Source organism: Streptomyces sp. NPDC020422 (genome assembly GCF_044386705.1).
Taxonomy (GTDB): Bacteria; Actinomycetota; Actinomycetes; order Streptomycetales; family Streptomycetaceae; genus Streptomyces.
Genome location: NZ_JBIRVJ010000002.1, coordinates 166,481 through 188,756, shown reverse-complemented (window position 1 = coordinate 188,756; position 22,276 = coordinate 166,481). Strand labels below are relative to the sequence as shown.

At 72.6% G+C, this 22,276-nt stretch carries 18 protein-coding genes and 3 tRNA genes; 12 read left to right on the top strand and 9 right to left on the bottom strand.

Annotation, left to right across the window (positions count from 1 at the left end; all coding sequences use genetic code 11):
• Window positions 1–44 precede the first annotated feature (44 nt).
• The gene (locus ACH414_RS04945; RefSeq protein WP_382543497.1) at window positions 45–329 is read right to left on the bottom strand and encodes a YtxH domain-containing protein; all 285 of its coding nucleotides are present in this window, start codon (window positions 327–329) and stop codon (window positions 45–47) included.
• A gap of 136 nt (window positions 330–465) precedes the next feature.
• Here ACH414_RS04945 and ACH414_RS04940 point away from each other — a divergent pair.
• From ACH414_RS04940 to arr, 4 genes are all read left to right on the top strand, one after another.
• Window positions 466–538: transfer RNA gene (locus ACH414_RS04940), tRNA-Asn, on the top strand.
• A gap of 5 nt (window positions 539–543) precedes the next feature.
• Window positions 544–616 (top strand) — tRNA-Asn (locus tag ACH414_RS04935).
• Between the two features lie 165 nt (window positions 617–781).
• A tRNA-Ile gene (locus ACH414_RS04930) sits at window positions 782–858 on the top strand.
• Window positions 859–1,130: 272 nt separating this feature from the next.
• Window positions 1,131–1,541, top strand: coding sequence for an NAD(+)--rifampin ADP-ribosyltransferase (gene arr, locus ACH414_RS04925; protein WP_398940811.1), 411 nt, complete (start codon window positions 1,131–1,133; stop codon window positions 1,539–1,541).
• 24 nt (window positions 1,542–1,565) lie between these two features.
• On the opposite strand, the gene ACH414_RS04920 is transcribed toward arr, so the two are convergent.
• The 3 genes from ACH414_RS04920 to ACH414_RS04910 all read right to left on the bottom strand — a co-directional run bounded on the left by ACH414_RS04920 (window position 1,566) and on the right by ACH414_RS04910 (window position 8,492).
• A complete protein-coding gene (locus ACH414_RS04920; RefSeq protein WP_398940810.1) occupies window positions 1,566–4,193 on the bottom strand; it encodes an RICIN domain-containing protein in 2,628 nt (875 codons plus the stop codon).
• 43 nt (window positions 4,194–4,236) lie between these two features.
• Window positions 4,237–6,606, bottom strand: coding sequence for a non-reducing end alpha-L-arabinofuranosidase family hydrolase (locus ACH414_RS04915; RefSeq protein WP_398940809.1), 2,370 nt, complete (start codon window positions 6,604–6,606; stop codon window positions 4,237–4,239).
• A gap of 251 nt (window positions 6,607–6,857) precedes the next feature.
• Entirely contained in the window at window positions 6,858–8,492 is a 1,635-nt protein-coding gene (locus ACH414_RS04910; RefSeq protein WP_398940808.1) for a sigma-70 family RNA polymerase sigma factor, read from the bottom strand.
• On the opposite strand from ACH414_RS04910, the gene ACH414_RS04905 reads away from it, so the two are divergent.
• A complete protein-coding gene (locus tag ACH414_RS04905) occupies window positions 8,383–9,084 on the top strand; it encodes a substrate-binding domain-containing protein (protein ID WP_398940807.1) in 702 nt (233 codons plus the stop codon). The genes ACH414_RS04910 and ACH414_RS04905 overlap by 110 nt on opposite strands.
• Before the next feature lie 143 nt (window positions 9,085–9,227).
• Here ACH414_RS04905 and ACH414_RS04900 read toward each other — a convergent pair whose 3' ends face one another.
• The 3 genes from ACH414_RS04900 to ACH414_RS04890 all read right to left on the bottom strand — a co-directional run bounded on the left by ACH414_RS04900 (window position 9,228) and on the right by ACH414_RS04890 (window position 10,913).
• Window positions 9,228–9,959 carry a hypothetical protein gene (locus ACH414_RS04900; protein WP_398940806.1) on the bottom strand — a complete coding sequence of 244 codons (732 nt, stop codon included), beginning with the start codon at window positions 9,957–9,959 and terminating at the stop codon, window positions 9,228–9,230.
• Between the two features lie 92 nt (window positions 9,960–10,051).
• On the bottom strand, window positions 10,052–10,543 hold the full coding sequence (locus tag ACH414_RS04895) for a hypothetical protein (RefSeq protein ID WP_398940805.1): 492 nt from the start codon (window positions 10,541–10,543) through the stop codon (window positions 10,052–10,054).
• Window positions 10,544–10,562: 19 nt separating this feature from the next.
• Window positions 10,563–10,913: a hypothetical protein gene (locus ACH414_RS04890; protein WP_382543473.1), complete on the bottom strand. Its 351-nt coding sequence runs from the start codon at window positions 10,911–10,913 to the stop codon at window positions 10,563–10,565.
• 178 nt (window positions 10,914–11,091) lie between these two features.
• On the opposite strand from ACH414_RS04890, the gene ACH414_RS04885 reads away from it, so the two are divergent.
• Together ACH414_RS04885 and ACH414_RS04880 are read left to right on the top strand one after the other, a co-directional pair.
• Entirely contained in the window at window positions 11,092–11,820 is a 729-nt protein-coding gene (locus tag ACH414_RS04885; protein WP_382543471.1) for a hypothetical protein, read from the top strand.
• Window positions 11,821–11,867: 47 nt separating this feature from the next.
• Window positions 11,868–12,302 carry a barstar family protein gene (locus ACH414_RS04880; protein WP_398940804.1) on the top strand — a complete coding sequence of 145 codons (435 nt, stop codon included), beginning with the start codon at window positions 11,868–11,870 and terminating at the stop codon, window positions 12,300–12,302.
• Between the two features lie 78 nt (window positions 12,303–12,380).
• Here ACH414_RS04880 and ACH414_RS04875 read toward each other — a convergent pair whose 3' ends face one another.
• Window positions 12,381–14,435: a phosphocholine-specific phospholipase C gene (locus ACH414_RS04875; protein ID WP_398940803.1), complete on the bottom strand. Its 2,055-nt coding sequence runs from the start codon at window positions 14,433–14,435 to the stop codon at window positions 12,381–12,383.
• Between the two features lie 252 nt (window positions 14,436–14,687).
• Window positions 14,688–15,104: an organic hydroperoxide resistance protein gene (locus ACH414_RS04870; RefSeq protein WP_382543463.1), complete on the bottom strand. Its 417-nt coding sequence runs from the start codon at window positions 15,102–15,104 to the stop codon at window positions 14,688–14,690.
• 104 nt (window positions 15,105–15,208) lie between these two features.
• Here ACH414_RS04870 and ACH414_RS04865 point away from each other — a divergent pair, with 104 nt between their 5' ends.
• The 5 genes from ACH414_RS04865 (at window position 15,209) to ACH414_RS04845 (ending at window position 22,192) form a co-directional block, all read left to right on the top strand.
• Window positions 15,209–15,706, top strand: a complete 498-nt coding sequence (locus tag ACH414_RS04865) for a MarR family winged helix-turn-helix transcriptional regulator (protein ID WP_382543460.1) — start codon at window positions 15,209–15,211, stop codon at window positions 15,704–15,706.
• A gap of 82 nt (window positions 15,707–15,788) precedes the next feature.
• Window positions 15,789–16,247 carry a GNAT family N-acetyltransferase gene (locus tag ACH414_RS04860; RefSeq protein WP_386564025.1) on the top strand — a complete coding sequence of 153 codons (459 nt, stop codon included), beginning with the start codon at window positions 15,789–15,791 and terminating at the stop codon, window positions 16,245–16,247.
• Window positions 16,244–17,500 carry an MFS transporter gene (locus tag ACH414_RS04855; RefSeq protein ID WP_398940802.1) on the top strand — a complete coding sequence of 419 codons (1,257 nt, stop codon included), beginning with the start codon at window positions 16,244–16,246 and terminating at the stop codon, window positions 17,498–17,500. Before ACH414_RS04860 ends, ACH414_RS04855 begins: the two co-directional genes overlap by 4 nt.
• 725 nt (window positions 17,501–18,225) lie before the next feature.
• On the top strand, window positions 18,226–21,897 hold the full coding sequence (locus ACH414_RS04850; protein WP_398940801.1) for a S8 family serine peptidase: 3,672 nt from the start codon (window positions 18,226–18,228) through the stop codon (window positions 21,895–21,897).
• Between the two features lie 115 nt (window positions 21,898–22,012).
• Window positions 22,013–22,192, top strand: a complete 180-nt coding sequence (locus ACH414_RS04845; protein WP_382543449.1) for a hypothetical protein — start codon at window positions 22,013–22,015, stop codon at window positions 22,190–22,192.
• Window positions 22,193–22,276 lie beyond the last annotated feature (84 nt).

The following is a 22,276-nucleotide window of genomic DNA, read 5'->3' as shown; positions in this document are numbered from 1 at the left end:
ACCGGCGCGGACCGGTCCGCGCCGGTCCGCGGACACCGTCGCGGTCAGGTGTTGCTGGTCCCCCAGTCGTCCTCCTCGTACACGGAGAACTGCCCGTTGTGATCGCGCCGGGACCGGATCTTCTGCGCCTGGTCGCCGACGGCGTGCAGCGCCTTCCCGGCCACCTGCCGCCCGGTCTGGGCGGCGGACTCGGCCGCGTTGCGGACGGCCGGGTTCTGGGCGACGGCCTGGGCGGACTTCTTCATCCGCTCGTACTGCTCGCGCCCGGCGCGGGTCCCGATCACGAACCCGACGGCCAGTCCCGCGACGAAGATCAGCTTGTACCGCACGGCTGTGACCCTTCCCTGGAGCCCCTGGGGATACCGATTGGCGGAGCACCCCCCTGCTTGCGCTAATCTATGTCTCGCAGCGAGCGCCCGCCGCCTGGCAAGGCCAGAGGTGGATCCGTTCGTGGCAACGCAGCAATCCCCTGTAGCTCAATTGGCAGAGCAGCCGGCTGTTAACCGGCAGGTTACTGGTTCGAGTCCAGTCGGGGGAGCGCGATCCCCTGTAGCTCAATTGGCAGAGCATTCGGCTGTTAACCGGAGGGTTACTGGTTCGAGTCCAGTCGGGGGAGCAGAGCGAAAAGGACCCTTCGGGGTCCTTTTTCGTTTCCCCGGGAACCGACGGCCCGCCCCCGGTGTCCTCTAGATCGAGCATGGCCGACCATCCGGAGCAGGAGATCGTATGAGCGGCTATGCTGCGGCAGACGGCGCGCACACTTGTACGCGCCGTGGTGTTCGGGGCGGTAGCTCAGCCGGTTAGAGCAGCGGACTCATAATCCGTCGGCCGTGGGTTCGAGTCCCACCCGCCCCACCAAGAAAAACGTTCTGCCCTGCGGAAACGCCCCTGAGGGGTGTTTTCGCGCGCGGTCCCGCAGAGGCCGTGCCCTCTTGCCCGGCGGTTCCGGGTGGAGCGTCGATGTCGACGCCGCGTCGATGGTCCCACGCCGGTCCTGCGACTCCCGCGTGTGACACGCCGCACATTCCGCCGATTTCGCCTCTGAACCCTCCCCGGCCGTCGTAGGCCCACGCCCGGGGCGGCCAAGCCGCCCCCGGCTCGCGTCGGGTCCCGGTGGGTAGCCTGGGGCGATGGACAAGGTGCTGGACGAGGGGCCGTTCTTTCACGGTACGAAGGCCGATCTGCGGATCGGGGACCTGCTCACCGCCGGTTTCCGTTCCAACTACCGGCCCGAGATCGTGATGAACCACATCTACTTCACCGCGTTGCGCGACGGCGCGGGTCTCGCCGCCGAACTCGCCGCCGGTGACGGGGACCCGCGCGTGTACGTGGTCGAACCGACCGGGGAGTTCGAGAACGACCCCAACGTCACCGACAAGAAGTTCCCCGGCAACCCCACCCGCTCCTATCGCAGCCGGGAGCCGCTGCTGATCGTCGGCGAGGTCGCCGACTGGACGCGGCAGACACCCGAAGCCCTTCGCATGTGGAGGGACCGGCTGGCCGCGATCCGAGACGACGACCGCGCCGAGATCATCAACTGAGGGGCTCCAGGGGCCCGCTCGGGCTCAGGACGGGTCGCCGTACTGCAGGCCCCGTCCGTTGGTGCCGACGTAGACGCGGCCGAAGCGGTCGGGGTCGCCGGTGATGACGCCCACGCCGCCGATGCCGCCCCACTGGTGGGCGTCGTCGTTGACGCGGAGCCAGGTGGCGCCCCGGTCGGTGGAGCGGAAGACGCCGGTGACGTCCTTCACCGTGCCGATCAGATACAGCGCCTGGTAGGAGGCGCCGGGCGCCGCCTTGCCGAAGCCGAGGGCGGAGGCCGACCTCACCGTGGTGAGCGGGGCGAAGGTGCGGCCGCCGTCGGTGGAGTGGAGCAGCCCCTGGCCGCCGCCGGTGATCCACAGGTCCCCCGCGACGCCGGGGACCGCCGTGAGCCGGCCGCCGGCGGGCAGGTTGCCGGCGCGGGCGGTGAAGGTCGCGCCGCCGTCCGTGCTGGCGTGGAGCGTGCCGCCGGACAGCGCGTAGAAGGTCCGCGCCGAGGAGCGGTCGGCGACCACGACGGCATCGCCGCCGAGACCGCCGACCCTCGACCAGCTCGCCCCCCTGTCGGTCGAGCGGTACGGGACCTGACCGGCCTGGGTCCAGACGATGGTGGAGCCGTCCGCCGCGAGCGCGACGTGCCCGTCCTGGGCGCCGGCCACCGGCTCCGCCGCGAAGCCGTGCCAGGTGCCGCCGCCGTCGGTGGAGTAGGCGCCGTCCTGTGCCCCGCCACGGCCGACGCGCACCATCATCGAGGGGGCCGCCTGCGCGAAGTCGATGTCGGTGCTGTTGGTCATCACCGGGTTGCCCAGCCGCCCCGCGGGCACCTTGGTCAGGTCGTCGTGGCGGAAGCCGCCCTGGTCGCCCATGGCCGTGACGACACTGGCGCCGCCCGGCGGGGCGATCGCGTCCATCAGGGCGGTCTCCTCCAGGCCGCGCGCCCCGACGGCCCAGTGACTGGTGCCCCCGCTGTCGGTGGCGGTGGCGTCCTTGCTGCGCCAGATGCCGTTGCCCGTGCCGTACAGCACATGTCCGGAGTCGAAGGGGTCGATGGCCAGGGCGGTCATCCAGTGCCCGGTGTGGGTGCCGACGTAGGGAGCGCCGGAGGCGTCCCGTACGGACTTGTCCGCCAGCGCCGTCCACGTCGTGCCGCCGTCGGTGGTGCGGTAGATCTCGTCCTCGGGCCACCAGCGGTCGAGGGTGGTGACCATCACCGTGGACGGCCTGCGCGGGTCGACGGCCAGGCCGGAGAAGCCGTAGCCGCCCTGCGAGGGCGAGACGTTCCGCCAGGAACCGGAGGCCGGCGTGTACTTCCAGACCGAGCCCGCCGTCACGCCGTTGGGTCCGAGGGCATCGGTGTACGTGAGGTAGAGCGAGCCGTCACCGGAGAGCACGCCGTGCTGCGGCAGCCGTCCGGTGGGCTGCCCCGGGACGGCCTGCCAGCCGGCGCCGCCGTCGGTGGAGCGGTACAGGGAGGCGGATTTGTCGGCGACGCCGACGTACACCGTCCCGCTGCCGGCCGGGCCGTACGTCACGAACGAGATCCCGGCGCCGCTGCCCGCCCCGTCCTTGACGGGGAACGAGGACACCTGCCGCCATGTCACCCCGCTGTCCGTGCTGCGCCACAGGCCGTTCTTGCGGGTGCCCAGCAGCAGGACGCGGTGGTCCGAGGGGTCGACCACGAGCCGTTCGCCCGCCCCCCGGCCGTCCTCGTTGCCGCCCAGCTTGAACGGCAGGTCGGTGCGCTGGAAGGTGCGGCCCCGGTCGGTGGAGCGCAGGATCGCGCCGTTGCCGGCCCAGTCGTTGGTGTAGGTGCCCGTCGCGAGGTAGAGCCGGTCGGGCGCGACCGGGTCGGTGGCCAGCGCGTCGATGCCCAGCAGGTTCCAGTCCTTCTCGCCGAGCCAGTCGGTGAGCGGCAGCCACTGCTCGGCGGCGGCGTCCCAGCGGTAGGCGCCGCCCATGTCGGTGCGCGCGTACAGCAGGCCCTTCTCCCGGGGGTTGAACACCAGCCCCGTGACGTAACCGCCGCCGACCACCTGGGCGTTGTGCCAGGTGTACGGTCCGCTCGCGGCCGGAGGGGCGGCGGCCGCCCTCACCAGCCTCCACTGCTGGTTGGTGCTGCCCTTGCCGGGATACTGGATGATCGCCGCGCCCTGGGCGGTGGTCCCTCCGGAGACGTCGAGGACCAGGCCGCCGGCGCGGGAGGTGAAGGTGACGGCATCGGAACCGCCCACCGCGTCGATCCGCCACTCCTGGGAGGCGGAGGCGCTGTCGCTCTGCTGCTCGGCGGCGGCCGAACGGGCGGTCGAGCCGCCCGCTATGCCCAGCACCTTGCCGCTGTTGCGGTTCACCAGCTCGTAGTAGCCGTTTCCGGTGGACCTCAGCCGCCACTGCTGGTTGGGCGTGTTCTGGTCGGTCCACTGCTGGATGCGGGTGCCGTCGGCGGTGGAGAAGGCGTCGACGTCCATCACCTTGCCGCTGCGCACCGAGACCAGCCGGTAGAAGACGTCGCCGTCGACCGTCGCGGCCCGCGAGTCGTCCTGGGTGAACAGGAGGTACGGCACGACGGCGGCGGGCACCGCGAGCAGCAGGGCGGTGGCGCTCCAGCGCCGGCGGTGACGGCCGCGGCTCCTGCCGCGGGTGGGGTTGCTCATGAGGGGGGTGTGCTCCTTGCGTATCACCGTGGAAGGGGGCAGCTCAGCGCTGCAGGGTGAGGAGGCCCGGCCGGTACGGCAGGCGGTCGTAGGGGCCGTCCGCGGTGGGGGACTTGCCCTGGTACAGGAACTGCAGGTTGCAGGGGTCGACGGTCATCGTCTGGTCGGGGTCGCTGCGGAGCAGGTCGCCGTGGCTGATGTCGTCGGTCCAGGTGGCGCCGCTGTTGGCCCGGCCCGCGAAGGGCCTGTCCTCGCCGGTGGCCTGCGGGGTCCACGTACCGCTCAGGCTGGAGGCCGTGAACGAGCGGAAGTAGCGGCGCTCGTTCGCGCCCCGGGCCTCGACGATCATGAGGTACTGGTCCCGGCCCTTGACCTTGTAGACCTGCGGCGCCTCGAACAGGTTCCTCGCCGTGTCGCTCATGACCGTCGTGTACGAGGAGCCGAAGCTGCCCGGGAAGTTCCCGATCGGCATGCTCGCCCGGTAGATCCTGCCGTTGTCGCCGGCGAAGAACAGGTACATGTTCTTGTCGTCGGCGATCAGGGTCTGGTCGATCGGGCCGGTGCCGGATTCGGCGCGGGGGATGGATCCGGTGAACAGGGGCCGCGGCGCGGACCAGCCGTCGGGGTCGGTGGGGTCGCTCGACGTGCGGTAGCCGAAGGGGGACGCACCCCACTGGTACGCGAGGACCCAGACCTTCTTGGGCGCGAAGTAGAACAGCGTGGGCGCCACCGCGTTCCGGCGCATCCCGGTCTGACCGGCGGCCGCCATGTCCGACCAGTCCGCGAAGGGACGGAAGGCCATCGAGCCGTACGAGGATCCCGAGGCGCTCGACGCGTAGACCAGGTGCCTGCCCCCGTACGTCACGTGGGTGAAGTCCTTCACCGCGGCCCACCCGTTCGACGGCCGCGCGAGCGGGCCCGTGGAACTCCACCGGTACGTCGACGGAAGAGCGCACGTGCCGCCGCCGCCCGGCCCGGACGGGACGGACCACTTCTGGTTGCCGACGGGCGCGCAGGCGTACAGCTGGATCGTGGTGCCGTTCGCGGTGGCCGCGCCGACGGCGTCGAGGCACAGCCCGGACTGGACGCCGGCGATCGTGCCGTCGGCGCGGACGGTCCACTGCTGGTTGGCACCGCCGTTGCACTGCCAGACGATCACCGGCGTGCCGTCGGCGGTGCCCCCGCCCCGGGCGTCCAGGCACTTGTCGCCGAGGACCCGCAACCGGCGGTCGGCGGTCAGGGTCCAGCGCTGGCCCGCACGGCCGTCGCAGTCCCACAGGCGCGCCCGGCTGCCGGCGGCGGCGGTGGCGGCGCCGGGGACGTCGACACAGCGGCCGGAGGCCACGCCCCTGATCTCGCCGGTGCCGCCGGCCGGCGTGCCCGGGGCGGTGCCGGAACCGGCCCTCAGGGCGTTGACGACGGCGTCGTAGGCGGGCTTGGGCCTGCCGCCGGCGTCGAACAGGAGGGGGCTTTCGCCGCTGCGCCAGGAGTCGCCGTCCCGTACGCCCCACACCGTGATTCCGGTGCACCGGGCGACGGACAGACAGGCGCCGACCGCCTTCGCGTAGGCGCTGGGAGGTGCCTGGGCGATGTCCAGCTCGGTGATCTGGACGTCGACGCCCAGCGCGGTGAAGCCGGCCAGGGTGGTCGCGAAGCTCGCCGGCGGGCCGCCCGCCCCGAAGTGGCTCTGGAACCCGACGCAGTCGATGGGCACGCCACGGGACCTGAAGTCCCTGACCATGCGGTAGACGCCCTGGGTCTTGGCGTCCGACCAGTTCTCGATGTTGTAGTCGTTGTAGCAGAGCTTGGCCGCGGGGTCGGCCGTACGGGCGGTGCGGAACGCCTCCTCGACGAAGCCGTCGCCGAGCACCTCCTGGAAGACGGAGCCGCGGAGCCGGCCGCTGCCGCCGTCGGCGAACGCCTCGTTGACCACGTCCCAGGCGTAGACCTTTCCCTTGTAGTGGGTCAACTCGGTGGTGATGTGGTGGTTCATCACGCCGCGCAGCGTCTTCGCGTCCCGGATGGAGGTGACCCAGGAGGGAAGCTGCGAGTGCCAGACCGCGGTGTGGCCGCGCAGGCGCTGCCCGTGCGCCAGGGCGCGGTCGACGATCCGGTCCGCGCGGGTGAAGTCGAAACGTCCGCGGGACGGTTCGACGGCGTCCCACTTCATCTCGTTCTCCGGGGTGACCATGGTGAACTCCCGGTCGGCGATCGCGGTGTACGCGGAGTCGCCCAGCCTGCCTGCGGCCACGGCCGTGCCGAAGTACCGGCCCGAGGGGGCCGCCTCGGCGCCGAGGGGCGCGGCTCCCGCGGAGCTCGGGAGGAGCGTCACGACACCGGCGACGACCGCCCCGGCGGTGAGTCCGATCGCCATGACGCGGGGACGCCGGCGGAGCCGGTGCAGGCCCTTCACGACGTTCCTCGGCCGGTCTGCGGAGCGGTCGCCCGGGGGGCGTGGGTGTGTGCTGTCATCGGTGGGGGGCTTTCTTCAGGGGACACGTCGGCGGGGGAGTCGGCGATCCCGCCGCGCCGCACGTCACGGCGAGCGGCGGGAACGACGCCCCTGAAGGGGAGGCTTTCGGGCGCGCGGCCTCGTAACAGAAATTCCGCGCCGGCCGAGGGAACGCCCGATGACGCGTCCCGTGGGCGGACGGCGCGACGCCCTCAGGCCCGGGGCGCGCGCACGACGAAGGAGGCCTGGCCGGCGAAGGCCCGCGTGCCGTCGGATCCGTCGAGCCAGATGCCGTCGTCGCGGTGGCGGAGGACCGAACCGGGATAGTTGTGCGCGTGCAGGGTCACCGAACCGGCGACCGCGCCGGGGCGGGGGCAGAAGGTGGCGTCCTCACGGAACAGGCGGCTGCCGTCGTCGCCGCTCAGCCGCAGCCGCAGATAGTGGTGGCGGAGGTACCGGCCGTCCGCGGCGCGGAAGGTGACGCACCGGGGGTCGGCCAGCCCCTCGACGACCGTGAAGACGACGCGTCGCCGCGCCTGGGCGTCGCCGGCCGGGTCGACGCCGCCGAGCGTCGCGAAGTCGCCCGCGGAGGCGACGAAGAGGCCCGGGCGGTCCACGGACTCCAGGGACCGCGTGCCCAGCGGGACGGTGCCCGCGGGGGCGGACGGGTTCGGCGGGGGCGAGCCGGCCGGGGACGGTCCGGCCGGGGACGGTCCGGTCGAGGACGGTCCGGTCGGCGAGGGGGTGCGCGAGGCGGTGCGCGAGGGGAGCGGCGCGGGATGCGCCGCCGTGGGAGCGGCGGTGACACCGGGCTCCCGGTGCGCCGGTTCGGGCCAGGCCGCGTAGGTGGCGGCCCCGGCGACGAGCACCGCGACGGTGGCCAGACTCGCCAGCGGATGAGCGGACACCACCGGGAGTTTGCCGCCCAGCGCGCCGTGCAGGCCTCCGCCCGGCGCCGCTGCCGCTGCCGCCGCCGTGCCGGCGGCGGGCGTCGACGTCGCCGCGGCCAGCCCGGCGGCACCGGCGGCCGTACCCGACAGCAGGCCCTTGGCGGTCAGCAGGGCGACCAGGCCGGCCGGGACGGCCAGCGCCGTGAGGCTGAGGGGCAGCAGCTCGGCCGGGATCCGTTCGGGCGCGGTCGCCGGCGCCGTGCAGACCGGGCAGCCACGGGTGTGCCGCGCCATCCGCTTGCGCCACACCGACGCGGGCTGACCGTCCCAGCCGGCGAGGGTCCCGTCCAGCCCCGGACAGCGCGGGTCGGCCTCCAGCGCGGCGACGAGCGTCCGGCACAGCTCCAGCTGCTCGCGCATGCGCTGCAGGCGCACCCCGACGTGGGCGACCGTGAGCCCGGTCGCCGCGGCCATGTCCTCCCGGCCGAGCAGGCCGGTGCACTCCTGCCACCACAGCGACAGCAGCATCCGGTGGTCCGGGTCGAGCCACCGGCCGGCCTCGACGACCCGGCGCCGCTCGTCCGACACGTGCAGCCGCAGGATCGTGACGTCCACGGGCTCGGCGCCTGCGGCCGGCAGACGGTGTGCCTCGTCGATGCCCGTCGTCCGGTCGGCGACGGTACGCCGACGCTGCCAGTGGGTGTTGATCTGACGGATCGTGATCGACACCAGCCAGGACCGGAAACTCTCCGGGGCTCGCAGGGCGGGCAGGTCGCGCACCACGCGCAGCAGGGTCTCCTGGACGACGTCGTCGACATCGGCATGTCCGTCCAGCGCCCGCCCCGCGATGTTGTACAGCAAGGGCAGGTACGCGGCGACGAGTTGCTCGCGCGCCCGGTCGTCGCCGGCCTGCGCCGCGACGACCAGCCCCACGTGGTCTGCGTCGATGTGCCCCATTCCCACCTTCTTCAGGGGAGCGATCCGCCGAGTACGGCGGCACACCCTAGCCGCGGCGGGGGGACGCGGCCAAAGCCTGCGGCTGGGAGGGGCGGGGACGGGGCGAATGCCGCGCCCCGGGGGTGCGGGCGCGGCAAAGGCTGCGCCCGGTGCGGGGCCGGCACGGCCAGAGCCGGCGCCCGGTACGCGGGGGACGCGCGGCGCCGTGTTCAGTCGCGGTACGGCCGCATCTGCCAGACCCTGGTGCTGTCCAGGCGGGCCGTGCCTCCCTCGGCGAAGAGCCGGAGGCCGGTACCCGCCGACCGCCCTGTTCGCCGCGAACAACACGACGGCCCTCGGCGTCACCGCCCGCCGCACCGGCGCGGGCCGCAAGGACGTCGCCCTCGTCACCTTCGACGACCTCCCCCTGGCCGACGTCCTCGACCCGGCCCTGACGGTGGTGGCGCAGGACCCCGCGGCCATCGGCGAGGCAGCGGCCACCACGGCCCTCACCCGCCTGGACGGCGACCGCACCCGAGCCCGGACGATCATGGCCCCGACGCGGCTGGTGGTCCGGGGGTCGAGTGAACCGGGGGCACGGGCGACGAGGTGAGCTGGGCGGGTCTGAACGCGTACGCGCACCCCGCACCGCGCACCCCGCACCGCGCACCGCGCACCGCGCGGATGCCGCGCACCGCGCACCGCGCACCGCGCACCGCGTCTCAGGCGAAGGGGGGGGGCGGCCCCCCGCTCGGCCTACCGGTACAGTGCCGCCTTCGGATGGGAGGGCAGTCGGCCCATGTCCATCACCCGGTACCCGAGCCGCCTGTTGTCCAGGACCTTGCTGCCGTACTCCCCGTCGGCCACCCACTCCACCTCCACGGTGAAGCGCACGTCCTTGCCGCGCGGGTCCAAGCGGAGGCTGAGTTGTTCGGGGTCGCTGTCGGAGACCTTGATCGGGAAGTCGGCCTGCTTGCCGTTCTCGTCGGCCACGGGCTGCGCCACCGGGGCGGGCTTCTCGGTGAGGGCGACGTCGAAGGGCCGCGGCTCCATGATCTCCCCGCAGCCGTCGGGCTCGACGACGACTCCGGTACGGGGGAGCGGCTCGATCGAGAGGATCTTGATCCGTATGCCGGTGACGACGATGGCCTGCGAGGTCTTCGCCTGCAGGGTCAGCGGCAGCTCGACTGGATCGAACCGGCCGCCGTGGACGGGCACCCCCGTCTCGGCGGCATCCGGATTCCGCTTCAGTTCATCCAGCGACGCGTCCACGTACCGGGGCACGCAGCCGCCGAGTCCCCCGTCGTAGACGGTGAGACCGGGCGGCCCGGATATCTTCGCCGCCACCCACGACAGCCCTCCCTGGGCGAGCCACAGCACGAGGGCGCCGACCATCGGCAGGACGACGACGGTGACCCATGTCGCGCGGTTCCGCAGCGGCGAGGGCTCACGCGGGGGCGCCGGCACCGAGGGCGGACGGGACGGCATGGGCGGTGGCGTGACGGTGGGCACCTGCAACTCCCCCTGAACATCAGGCGCGTGGACGATCAGCCATCATCCCAGGCGCCCAAGGCGGCGCCTCAGTCGGTGACGGTGAGGTGGTACGTCGTGTCCACCCAGAAGCCCTCGGTCGTGGTGGCCTTGATCTCCAGCACGTACTGACCGGGCGTCAGCGGGGCGAGCCCCGTCCAGAGGCCCCACGCCAGGTGCATCCGCAGCCCCACCCGGAACGGCGGCGCGATGAACTCGGTCAGCGGCAGCGGGACGCCGTTGAGGTGGGCGCTCGCCTGGGCGACGTCGAGGCTCATCGGCTTCCGGGAGAGGAGCTTGGTGTGCTGCACGTTGACGACGGGGAAGAACACCCTCCGCCCGGAGGGCACCTCGCAGCGCCGGACCACCCGCCCGCCGTAGGTCCCCGCCAGGAACCACACGTCCTCGGGCTGCCGCCAGCCCGCGTGCTCGCCGGTCTCGTCGGCGACCGGGCTCAGCTCGTCGGGTGCCGACAGCGCCCACTGCCACCAGCGCGCGGCGAGCGCGCCGCCCGCCTCATCGGATATCTGCCATTCGCTCACGGCGTCACACCCTACGGGCTCACGGCCAGTCGACGAGCCCGAGGAAGACCAGCCAGGCGCAGACGACGGCGACCGGGGCGCACACGGCGAGGACCAGCCGGCGCGGGGTGTGCCGGGCCCGCCGGGGCAGCGCCCAGCTGACCACCAACAGCACCAGCGCCACCACCAGGCCCACCACGAAGGTCGTGAAGGCCGGCATGAAGCTGTCGGTGAAGCGCCGGCCCTCCTCCTGCCCGCAGGAGTCGCAGGCCATCGGCGAGAGCATCGCGTACACGAGGGCGAGGAACCCCAGCGGGAGGGTGACCAGGGTCGAGAGGAACGGGGGGACCCAGGTGCGGGTGGCACGGGTCTCGCGAAGGTCGGTGGGCATGGCCCCAGCACAGCTCAGGGCCCGCCGACGGCGCATGAGTGCGCGTACTCATCCCCCTCCGTGCGCCCCCTCCGTGCGCTCCGGGACGTCTCAGGGTCCGGACCCCTATGGAGCGGGTGCCTACGCGCATAGCGTTGCTCCAGGGCAGCCATCGCCCGATCGCAGTAGGGAGCCTGTGGTGAAAGCGAAGGTAAGTCGCACCGCGGAGAAGGTGGCCCACGTCGCCACCGTGTGGATCCCGCTCATGGGGGCCGCGATCCTCACCCTCCGCAACGTGTTCACGGCGGCCTGGTCCGCCGAAGGCTGGGCTGCGCCGGTGGCGTTGTTCCTGGCCGGGCTGGTCTTCCAGCGGCTCGACCTCGTCCAGAAGCAGCAGAAGAGCGTCGAGGAGAAGGTCGACGCCATCATCGCGTCCGCGTCCTCGGTCACCCACTACAAGACGGGACGGGAGTTCTACGGGGCGCTGAAGACCGCGCTCAAGGACACCACCGACGAGGTGCGGTCCAGCTACTTCCGCCGTGTCCCGCCGGGGAACGAGAAGGCCGCGAGGGACTACTTCAAGGCCTGCGTCGCCTGGGCCAACGCCGACTCCGACCGCGCCCTCCTGCGCGTCATGGCCGAGCCGCAGACCGACGCGATGCGGGAGTGGGTCGAGGAACAGCGGGAGCAGGCCAAGTCCGTCAAGAACGGCAAGTACCGCCTCCACTCGATCCAACTGCACGACACCCGCGCCACCTCCCAGGTGGACGCCCTGAGCATCGCCGTCCTCGACGAGAAGACGGTGTTCTGCGCCTTCACGACGGACGACGAGACCGTCCAGGGCTTCAGCGTCACCAGCGGGGACCTCGGCGGCTACTTCGCGATGTACCACAAGAAGCTCTTCGAGGGAGGGAAGAAGATCTTCTAGGGTTGCGGACGTTCCAGGCGACAGGGGAGGGCACGTTGGTGCGTGGCATGAAGTGGCGTCCGGTCTCCGGAGCGATCGCGGAGGCCGCCCGGGAGCCGTATCTGCTCCGGGAGCGGGACCGGGACCGGTACGAGAAGGCGCTGGACGGCGCCGGGTTCACGGTGCGCCACGTCGACGTGAGCGGCCTTTGGTCGGAGCGCGAGGCGTCGCTGGCCGTCGCCCGGGCCCTCGGTTTCCCGGACTTCTACCGTGGGGGCTGGGACGGGTTCTTCGACCTGCTGGTCAGCGAGTTCCAGGAGCGGCCTGACCGGATCGCCGTCTGCCTGACCGGGGCGGACGAGCTCGCGCAGCGGGATCTCCGCCTGTTCGTGCACACCTCGTGGCAGCTCCAGGGCGCGACGGAGACGATCGCGTCCGAGGGAGAGGGAGCCTGGCAGCTCGAGTTCCTCTACTGGGGACAGGACTGGGGGTCCCCGGAGTAGGTCGGCGCGTCTGACGCGGCCGCCCCGGCACCGTGCGTACGGTGCCGGGGCGGCTGTGGTTTCAGGGGCGTGCAGGGATCAGTACGTCAGGATCCCCGGGTCCGAGACGCCCGCCGTGCCCGTTTCCACGTGGCCCGCCAGGCGGCGGAGGTAGTCCGTCGTGGCGGCCGTCGTGATCGTCACGTCGTACCAGCGGGACGACCCCGTGAGGTCGACGGTGTGGGTGGTCGTCGTGCCCTTCGGGATCGTGAGGGTCCGGGGGGTGCCCGCGTAGGCGTTGGTGATCGTCACCGTCGTCGTCGGGCCCGCGTTGGTGAAGGTCAGGTCCAGGTTGCCCGTCGTCGCGTTGTGGCGGGCCACCACCTCCGGGACCGCCGTCTTGCCGGGGGAGCGGAAGCGGCGGAGGAATCCGTTGGGGCCGTGGGCCGTGAGGTCTGTGACGCCCTTGCTGTACTTGGTGTTCCAGGTGTCCGTGATGGACTTGGACGCTTCTGCCGTGTACGTCCACGGGGCGTCCGTGCGGTTCGCCGAGGTGACGTAGAACTGGGCGCCCGCCGACGGGCCGCCGCTGAAGGTGAGGCGGTAGGTGCCGGCGACCACGTCCGCCGTGCCGTCCACGTACGGGGCGTAGCGGAGGGGGCGGGTCGGCTTCGCGCCCCGTTCCTGGCGGGGCATCGTGCCCACCGCCGGGGCCGTCGCCAGGAAGTCCGGGTGGCGGTTCTTGTCCGGCGGGTAGTAGCCGGCGGTGGGCGGCAGGGCGGCCGGCTGGGTCTGGGTGCGGGTGAAGTCGAACGCCGACGTAAGGTCGCCGCAGATCGCGCGGCGCCACGGGGAGATCTGCGGCTCCCGGACGCCGAAGCGGGTCTCCATGAAGCGGATGATCGACGTGTGGTCGAAGGTCTCCGAGCAGGTGTAGCCGCCGGTCGACCAGGGCGAGACGACGATCATCGGGACGCGCGGGCCCAGGCCGTACGGGCCGGCCGCGTAGCCGGTCTTGCCCGGGAAGTAGTCCAGGGTCGTCGCGACCGTCGACAGGCCCTGCGAGGCCGAGGCCGGGACGTACGGCGGGACGACGTGGTCGAAGAAGCCGTCGTTCTCGTCGTACGTGATGAACAGGGCCGTCTTCGCCCACACGTCCGGGTTCGAGGTCAGCGCGTCCAGGACCTGCGCGATGTACCAGGCGCCGTAGTTCGCGGGCCAGTTGGCGTGTTCGGAGAAGGCTTCGGGGGCGGCGATCCAGGAGATCTGGGGGAGGTTGCCCGACTGCACGTCGGCGCGCAGCCTGTCGAAGTAGCCCTCGCCCGCCTTCGCGTTCGTGCCCGTGCGGGCCTTGTCGTAGAGCGGGTTCCCCGGCTGCGCGTTGCGGTAGTTGTTGAAGTAGAGCAGCGAGTTGTCGCCGTAGTTCCCGCGGAAGGCGTCGTTGATCCAGCCCCACGAGCCGGCGGCGTTCAGGCCGTCGCCGACGTCCTGGTAGATCTTCCAGGAGACCCCGGCCGCCTCCAGGCGCTCGGGGTAGGTGGTCCAGCCGTAGCCCGCCTCGGCGTTGTTGAGGACGGGGCCGCCGCCCGTGCCGTCGTTGCCGACGTACCCGGTCCACATGTAGTAGCGGTTGGGGTCGGTCGCGCCGATGAACGAGCAGTGGTACGCGTCGCAGATGGTGAAGGCGTCGGCGAGCGCGTAGTGGAACGGGATGTCCTCGCGGGTCAGGTGCGCCATCGTGGCCTTGGTCTTGGCCGGCACCCAGTTGTCGTACCTGCCCTTGTTGAACGCGCTCTGGCCACCCTGCCAGTCGTGGTTGAGGCCCTGGAGGTACTCCATGCCGAGCTTGTCGCTGGTCGGCCGGAAGGGCAGGGTCTCGGTCTTGCCGTCCGACTGGTTCCAGACGGGCTTGCCGCTGGGCAGCGTCACCGGGCGCGGGTCGCCGAAGCCCCGTACGCCCTTCATCGCACCGAAATAGTGGTCGAAGGAACGATTCTCCTGCATCAGGACGACGATGTGCTCGATGTCCTGGATCGTTCCGGTTGATCCCTGTGCCGGTATGGAGGCGGCGCGGGCGATGCTGTCGGACAGCATGGTGAACGCGGCGGTGCCGCCCGCCAGTTGAAGGAACCGGCGGCGATTGAGGTCGGCCATGGGGGAGTTGTCCTCCGGGGATGGGATCGGACGGGGAGTGCGGGTGCGGAGCCGACGGGCCGGCTCGGGGCGCCCCAAGGAGAGCGCCCTTGAGCCACCGCCCGGCGGCCGTCCCATGACTGCCCGCCATACGGCAGGCGAATCCCCCGTGCCCGAACATGAACGACCACACACGAACGCCCCCTGTGCGCGAAAAGCGCACAGGGGGCGATCAGTTACGAACAGGGCGGCACCCAGGGGGGCTTGGGGTCTCTACTCGACCACCAGCTCCACCTTGATGTTGCCGCGCGTCGCCTTCGAGTACGGGCAGAAGGCGTGGGTCTTCTCCAGGAGGGCCGCGCCCGCCTCGCCCTGGAGGTGGTCCGGGAACTCCGCGCGCATCACGACCGCCAGGCCGAAGCCGCCGTCGGACGGGTCCTTGCCGATGGAGACCTCGGCGGTGATGGAGGCGTCGGAGATGTCGATCTTCTCCTGGCGGGCCACCACGCCCATCGCGCTGGCGAAGCAGGCCGCGTAGCCGGCGGCGAAGAGCTGCTCCGGGTTGGTGCCCTGGCCGTTGCCGCCGAGGGCCGTCGGGTGGGCGAGGGGGAGGTCCAGGTGGCCGTCGGAGCTGACGGCGCGGCCCTCGCGGCCGTTGGCGGTGGCGACTGCGGTGTAGATCGCGTCCATGGGGCGTTCTTCCGTTTCTGTCCGGAGGGGAGCGGGTGGGGCGTGCTGTGGTGCCCTTCTATTGTTAGTGGGCTATTTAGTTGTGCACAACTTAATCGCGTGTGATGTGGGTCTCCCGTACCCTGGCTTCCATGGACGAGGACTTCCTGCGGCTCGACAACCAGATCTGCTTCTCCCTGCACGCCGCCACCCGCGCCTTCAACGGCGTCTACCGCGGTGCGCTCAAGGAGCTCGGCCTCACCTACCCGCAGTACCTGGTGATGCTCGTGCTCTGGGAGCACGGCGAGCTGCCCGTCAAGGGGATCGGGGAGCGGCTCCGGCTCGACTCCGGGACCCTGTCGCCGCTGCTCAAGCGGCTGGAGGCGGCCGGCCTCGTCGAGCGGCGGCGGAGCGTCGAGGACGAGCGGTCCGTCACCGTGCGCCTCACCGGCGACGGGGCCGCGCTGCGCGAGAAGGCGCTCGGCGTGCCCCGGAGCATCGCCGCCGCCACCGGCCTCGACCTGGAGGAGATCGTCGAGCTGCGGGACCGGCTGCACGCCCTCGCCACCCGCCTCGACGCCGTCGACCCCGACCGGCTCGCCGACTGCGCGGTGCGCGAATAGAGAGCGGCGGTATCTGCCGAACAGAGAGCGACGACATCTAAATGTAAGGATCGGTTTCCAGTTGCGGTCCTATACTCCCTTCATGGTCGAGATCACCCTCAGGCGCGCCACCGCGGACGACTCCAAGCGCCTCACCCAGATCGTCCGGAAATCCGGCGCCTACCGGGGCGACTACGCGCCCATGGTCGACGGCTACCAGGTGGGCGGCACGTACATCGAGCACCACCCCGTACACGTCGCCGTCGACGGCCACGGGAAGGTGCTCGGGTTCTACGCGCTGCTCCTCGACGAGGCCGAGCTCGACCTCGCGTTCGTCGCCGACGAGGCCCAGGGGCTGGGCATCGGGCGGCTGCTCGTGACACACATGATCGGCGAGGCGCGGGCCGCCGGGCTCGGCTCCATACGGGTCGTCGCCCACCCGCCCGCCGAGGACTTCTACCTGCGCACCGGCGCCCGCCGGACCGGCACCGTCCCGCCCTCCGGCCGGATCCACTGGGCACGCCCCGAGCTCCGCTACGACGTCACGGCCGACGCCGCGTGACCGCCACCCAGGAGGCGGGACCCGGCAAGCGCCGGTTCCTCGCCGACCTCACCCCGCTGCGCACCTCCGCCCACTACCGGCGCCTCTGGTTCGGCAACGCCGTCACCTGGGTCGGCCAGGGCATGACGACCCTCGCCATCTCGCTCCAGGTCTACGACATCACCCGCTCGCCCTTCTCCGTCGGGCTCGTCGGACTGTTCTCGCTCGTCCCGCTCGTCGTCTTCGGTCTGTACGGCGGTGCCGTCGCCGACACCCTCGACCGGCGCAAGCTCGGCCTCGCCAGCGCCGGCGGCTCGGCGCTGCTCTCCGCCGCGCTCGCGACGGCCGCCTTCGCCGGCTTCCACCGGGTCTGGTTCCTGTACGGGATCGTCGCCCTCCAGGCCGTCTGCGCCGCGCTCAACGCGCCCGCCCGCAGCTCGATGATCCCGCGCCTGCTGCCCGCCGAGCAGCTGCGCGCCGCCAACGCGCTCAACGCGATGACCACGACCTTCGGCACCCTCGTCGGGCCCAGCCTCGGCGGCCTCATCGTCGGACTGGCCGGTTACCAGGCGGCGTACTCCATCGACGTCGTCGCCTTCTCCGCCTCCCTCTACGCGATGTGGCGGCTGCCCTCGATGCTGCCGGAGCGGACGGGCGCCAAGCGGGCCTCCGTCCTCGACGGGCTGCGGTTCCTCGCCACCCGGCCCAATCTGCGCATGACGTTCTTCTCCGACTTCTGCGCGATGATCCTCGCCCACCCCCGCGCCCTCTTCCCGGCCGTCGCCGTCCTCTGGTACGGCGGGGACGCCCGCACCACCGGACTCCTCGTCGCCGCACCGGCGTTCGGCGCGCTCCTGGGCGGGGTGCTCTCCGGCTGGCAGGGACGGATCCGCCACCACGGGCAGGCGATCCTGCTCTCCGTGGGCGCCTGGGGCACCGCCATCGCCGCCTTCGGCCTCACCCGCAACCTCTGGGTCGGGCTGCTCCTGCTCGCCGTCGCCGGATACTCCGACACCGTCTCGATGATCTTCCGCAACACGATGATGCAGGTCGCCGCCCCGGACGAGATGCGGGGGCGGCTGCAGGGCGTGTTCATCGTGGTCGTGGCCGGCGGCCCGCGGCTCGGGGACTTCCTCGCCGGGTCCGTCGCGGACCTCACCTCCCCGGCCGTGGCCATCACCGGGGGCGGCCTCGCCTGCGTCGTGGCGATCGGCGTCCTCGCGCTGTACGCGAAGGGCTTCCGCCGGTACGACGCGGACAACCCGACCGCTTGAGCCGGTTGCCGGTTGCCGGTTGCCGTCTGCCGTCTGCCGTCTGCCGTCTGCCGTCTGAGCCGCCTGGCCGTCTGACCGCCCGAGCCGCCTGAGCGCCGTGCGACGCGGCCTCCGGCCGGCGGCCGCCCCGGCGTTCCGCCTGGTCGGCGGCCGGTGACCGGTGGCCGGTGACCGGTGGCTGGTGGCTGGTCGGACCGCCTGGGCTGCGGCCGATCCAGCCGCCTGACCGGCGTCCCCCCCCCCGCCCCCGCACGGCCTGCGGCCGCCTGGACCGCCTGGACCGCCTGAACGGTGTCCGGTCGGTTCGCCTGGCCTGCGGCCGACCCGGCCACCTGACCGGCGGCCGACCCGACCAGCGACCAGCGACCAGCGACAGGCGACAGGCGACAGGCGACAGGCGACCGGCGGGGCCGGCGGCCCCTGTGCCTCCCGCCCCCGACCACCGGCCCCCCCGCCCCCCTGCCAGTCGCCCCCGCCCCCCTCGCCCCTGCCAGTCACCCCCCGCCCCCGTCGCCCCTGCCAGTCGCCCCCGCCCCCCTCGCCCCTGCCAGTCACCCCCCGCCCCCCTCGCCCCTGCCAGTCGCCCCCCGCCCCCCGCCCCCTGGCGGTTCGCCGCCACGGCGCATAGCCGCCAGCCGTGGACGGGCTCAACTCGTCTGCCACGGACCAGACTCCTCGCAACGCCCGGAGCCATCCCTTCCCCCGGGCGTCCGAGGAGTGTCTCCGTGTTCAGACCTTCCGCAGGAGGAAGGGCAGCCGGCCTGCTCGCCGCGGGCCTCTCCCTGGTGCTGCTCTCGACCGGGCAGGCGGCCGCGGGCCCCGTCGCGCCCGTGCCCGCGACCTTCACGGGAGCCCGGCCCGCCGCCGCCTCCACCACCGTCACGCTCCTCACCGGCGACCGCGTCACGCTCACCGAACTCGGCGGCGGACAGCGCACCGTGACCGTCGAGCGGGCCAAGGGCGCCACCGGGGCCGTCCGCAGCGAGACCGTGAACGGCAGGGTCACCGTCATACCCGACGAGGCCCTGCCCTACCTGGAGTCCGGGGTCCTCGACCGGCGCCTCTTCGACGTCACCGGACTCGTCGAGCAGGGCGTCACCGGCGAGCTGCCGCTGATCGTCACGTACGGCTCCGGCCGCGGCGCCCGCGCCGCCGTCGGCGCCCCGCGCGGCACCGAGTCCGTGCGCGCGCTGCCCAGCATCGGCGGGGTCGCCGTCACGGCCACCGAACCGGGCGCGTTCTGGCGAGAGTTCACCGGACGGTCCACCGCCCGGGCGGCCCGTCCCGCCAAGGTCTGGCTCGACGCCAGGGTCACCGCGGACATGGCCGAGTCCAACGCCCAGATCGGCAGCCCCAAGGCCTGGGAGGCCGGGCTCACCGGCAAGGGCGTCAAGGTCGCCGTCCTCGACACCGGTGTGGACGCCGACCACCCCGATCTCGCCGGTCGGGTCGCCGAGACCCGCTCCTTCATCGAGGGGCAGGAGGTCGCCGACCGCAACGGCCACGGCACCCACGTCACCTCCACCGTCGGCGGCAGCGGCGCGGGCTCCGCGGGCCGGGAGCAGGGCGTGGCGCCCGGCGCCACCCTCGCGGTCGGCAAGGTCCTCAGCGACCAGGGCTCCGGCAGCGAGTCGCAGATCATCGCCGGCATGGAGTGGGCCGCGCGGGACGTCGACGCGAAGATCGTGTCGATGAGCCTGGGGTCGCCCGAACCGAGCGACGGCACCGACCCCATGGCCCAGGCCGTCGACACCCTCTCCGCCGAGACCGGCGCCCTCTTCGTCATCGCCGCGGGCAACACCGGAGCCCCCGGCTCCATCGGCTCGCCCGGCGCCGCCGACGCCGCGCTCACCGTCGGCGCCGTCGACTCCGAGGACCAGGCCGCCTACTTCACCAGCAAGGGCCCCCGCTACCGCGACCAGGCGCTCAAGCCCGATGTCTCCGCCCCCGGCGTGGACATCCTCGCCGCCCGCTCCCGGCTCGTCGCGGGCAGCGGCCTCTACACCTCCATGAGCGGTACGTCGATGGCGACCCCGCACGTCGCCGGCGTCGCCGCGCTGCTCGCCGAGCGGCACCCGGACTGGACCGGAGCCCAGCTGAAGAACGCGCTCATGTCCAGCTCGAAGCCGCTCGCCGACTCCGCGTACGACCTCGGCGCGGGCCGCGTCGACGTGGCCGCCGCGATCTCCGCGAACGTCACCGCCACCGGCTCCGCCGACCTGGGCTTCTACTCCTGGCCGTACGAGGCGAACAAGCCCGTGACGAAGACCGTCACGTACGCCAACTCCTCCGACGCGCCCGTGCGGTTGGACCTGGCCGTCGAGGGCATGCCCGAGGGCACCGCGGCCCTCGCCGACACCACCCTCACCGTGCCGGCCCACGGCACCGCCGCGACCACCGTCACCGGGGACGGCGCCAAGGCCCCCGTCGGCAACAGCTCCGGTCGGATCACCGCGAGTTCGGCGGGCACCGCCGTCGCCCACACCGCGCTCGGCCTGGTCAAGGAGGAGGAGCGCTACACCCTCACCGTCCACGTCAAGGACCGCGACGGCGCCCCCGCCGCCGCCCGCCTCGGCGTGCAGCGGCTGGCCGCCGACACCGACCCGTTCCCGGCCGACGTCGGCGAGTCCGGAACTCTCCAACTGCGCCTGCGGCCCGGCACGTACACCGTCGACACCTTCCTCGACGTCCGCGGCTCGCACGGCGCGGACTCCCTCGGCCTCGGCTTCCTCACCGAGCCGGAGATCGTCCTCGACCGCGACCGCGAGATCACCCTCGACGGGCGGCGGCTGCGCGAGATCCGCGCCGAGGTCGAGCGGCGCACCGAGACCCGGCAGCTCCTGATGGAGTTCGACCGCAAGGCGAACGGGGCCTCCTACGGCGGCGCCGTCCAGGTCCCGACGGCCTACGACTCGATCTTCGCCGCGCCCACCCGCCGCCCCGCCACCGGCAGCTTCGAGTACCGGACGGTCTGGCGGCTCGGCAAGCCGCTCCTGGAGGCGAAGGCCGGCGGGGTCCGGCTCTCCGACGCCACCCCGCAGCCCGGCACCGCCCTCCTGGAAGGGCGCCACCGCCTCGGCGTCGTCGACGCGGGCACCGGCACCCCCGCCGAGTACGCCGGCAGGAACGTCACCGGCAAGGCCGTCCTGGTCCGCCGCACCGAGGGCGCCGACGCCGTCGAGCTCGCCCAGGCCGCCCAGGACGCGGGTGCGAAGGCGCTGTTCGTGACCGACGCCCGACCCGGGCGCCTGATGGCCTGGTTCGGCACGGCCGACTACCAGGACCGGCCGCTCGCCGTCGCCACCGTGAACACGGTCGACGCGGCGCGCCTCGCGACCGCCGCCGCCCGCGGGGCAGCGCTCGACCTGACGGGCACCCGCAACACCCCGTACACCTACGACCTCTCCGAGGGGCATCCCGGGGCGATCGGCACCGATCTGGTGTTCCGTCCCGAGCGGAACGAACTGGCCACCATCCACAGCAACTTCCACATGCCGACGGCCAGGAAGGAGACCGGCGGCGAGTTCCGCTACTCGCTGACCGACACCTTCCCGATCGGCTTCGGCTTCAAGGAGCGGATCGACTTCCCCTCGCAGCGGAACGAATACGTCTCCACCGGCACCGGCCAGCGCTGGCACGAGTCCGTCGACCTCGGCGACTCCCTGGAGCAGCGCGGCGGACAGTCCGTCTACCGCGGCGGCAGCGAGCGGACGCTCGACTGGTTCGAGCCGGTCTGGCACCCCTGGCTCGGCAGCGGCCTCGGCTGGGGCCAGGAGCGCAGCGGCAACAACCTGCAGTTCAACACCCCCGGCTGGGGCGACTCGGGCCCCGACCACACCGGCTTCGGCAACGTGTGGAGCGACGACTCGATGACGCAGTACACCGAGGTGTACGTGAACGGCGTCCGCGTCGACCGCAGGACGAGCTCCGGCGCCTACGCCTGGGACGCCCCCGCCGAGGAGGCCACGTACAAGGTCGTCACCGACACCGCCCTGGACGAGGGCCGCTGGCGGCTCGGCACGAGGGGCCACGCCGAGTGGACCTTCCGGTCGGCCGAGACCCCGGCCGACCGGATCACCCGCCTGCCGCTGATCAACCTCGGCTTCGACCTCGACACCGACCTCGTCGGCGACGTCCGGGCCGGCGCCAGGGTCCCCGTCCGGATCTTCGCCGCGTACGTGACGGGCGCGGCCGGCACCGGACGGATCGGCGGCGGCTCGCTGGAGGTCTCCTACGACGCGGGGAAGACCTGGAAGAAGGTCGGGCTCGACCGTTCCTGGCGCGCTGAGCTGCGCGTTCCGGTCGGAGCGGAATCCGTCTCGCTGCGGGCCGGCGCGCGCGACGACAAGGGCGGCGCGGTGACGCAGGAGATCATCCGGGCGGTGGGCGTGAAGTAGCGAATGCGCCGCCCGAACGGGTCATCCCGACCCTCGGTCAGGGCGCGGGCGCTTGCCGCGGGCCTATGCGCCGGACAGGCTCCGGTCGAGCAATTCCGCTCTTCAGGAGGTTTCCATGCGCAAGTTCATCGCCACGGCCGCCCTGGCCGCCGCCGTCGTCCTCTCGGGCTCGGGCACCGCTCTCGCCCACGGGTACGGGGACGGGGACGGGGGCGACGACACCGTCGTGACGGTCGTGGACCACACCGTCGTCGTCTGTGAGGACTTCAGCATCTGCACGGGCGACAACGGCTGATCGTCACCTGAAGCGCTGCGAGGCCCCCTCCCGGTGGAGGGGGCCTCGTGCCGTTCCGGTGCAGGGGGCCTCGTGCCGTTCCGG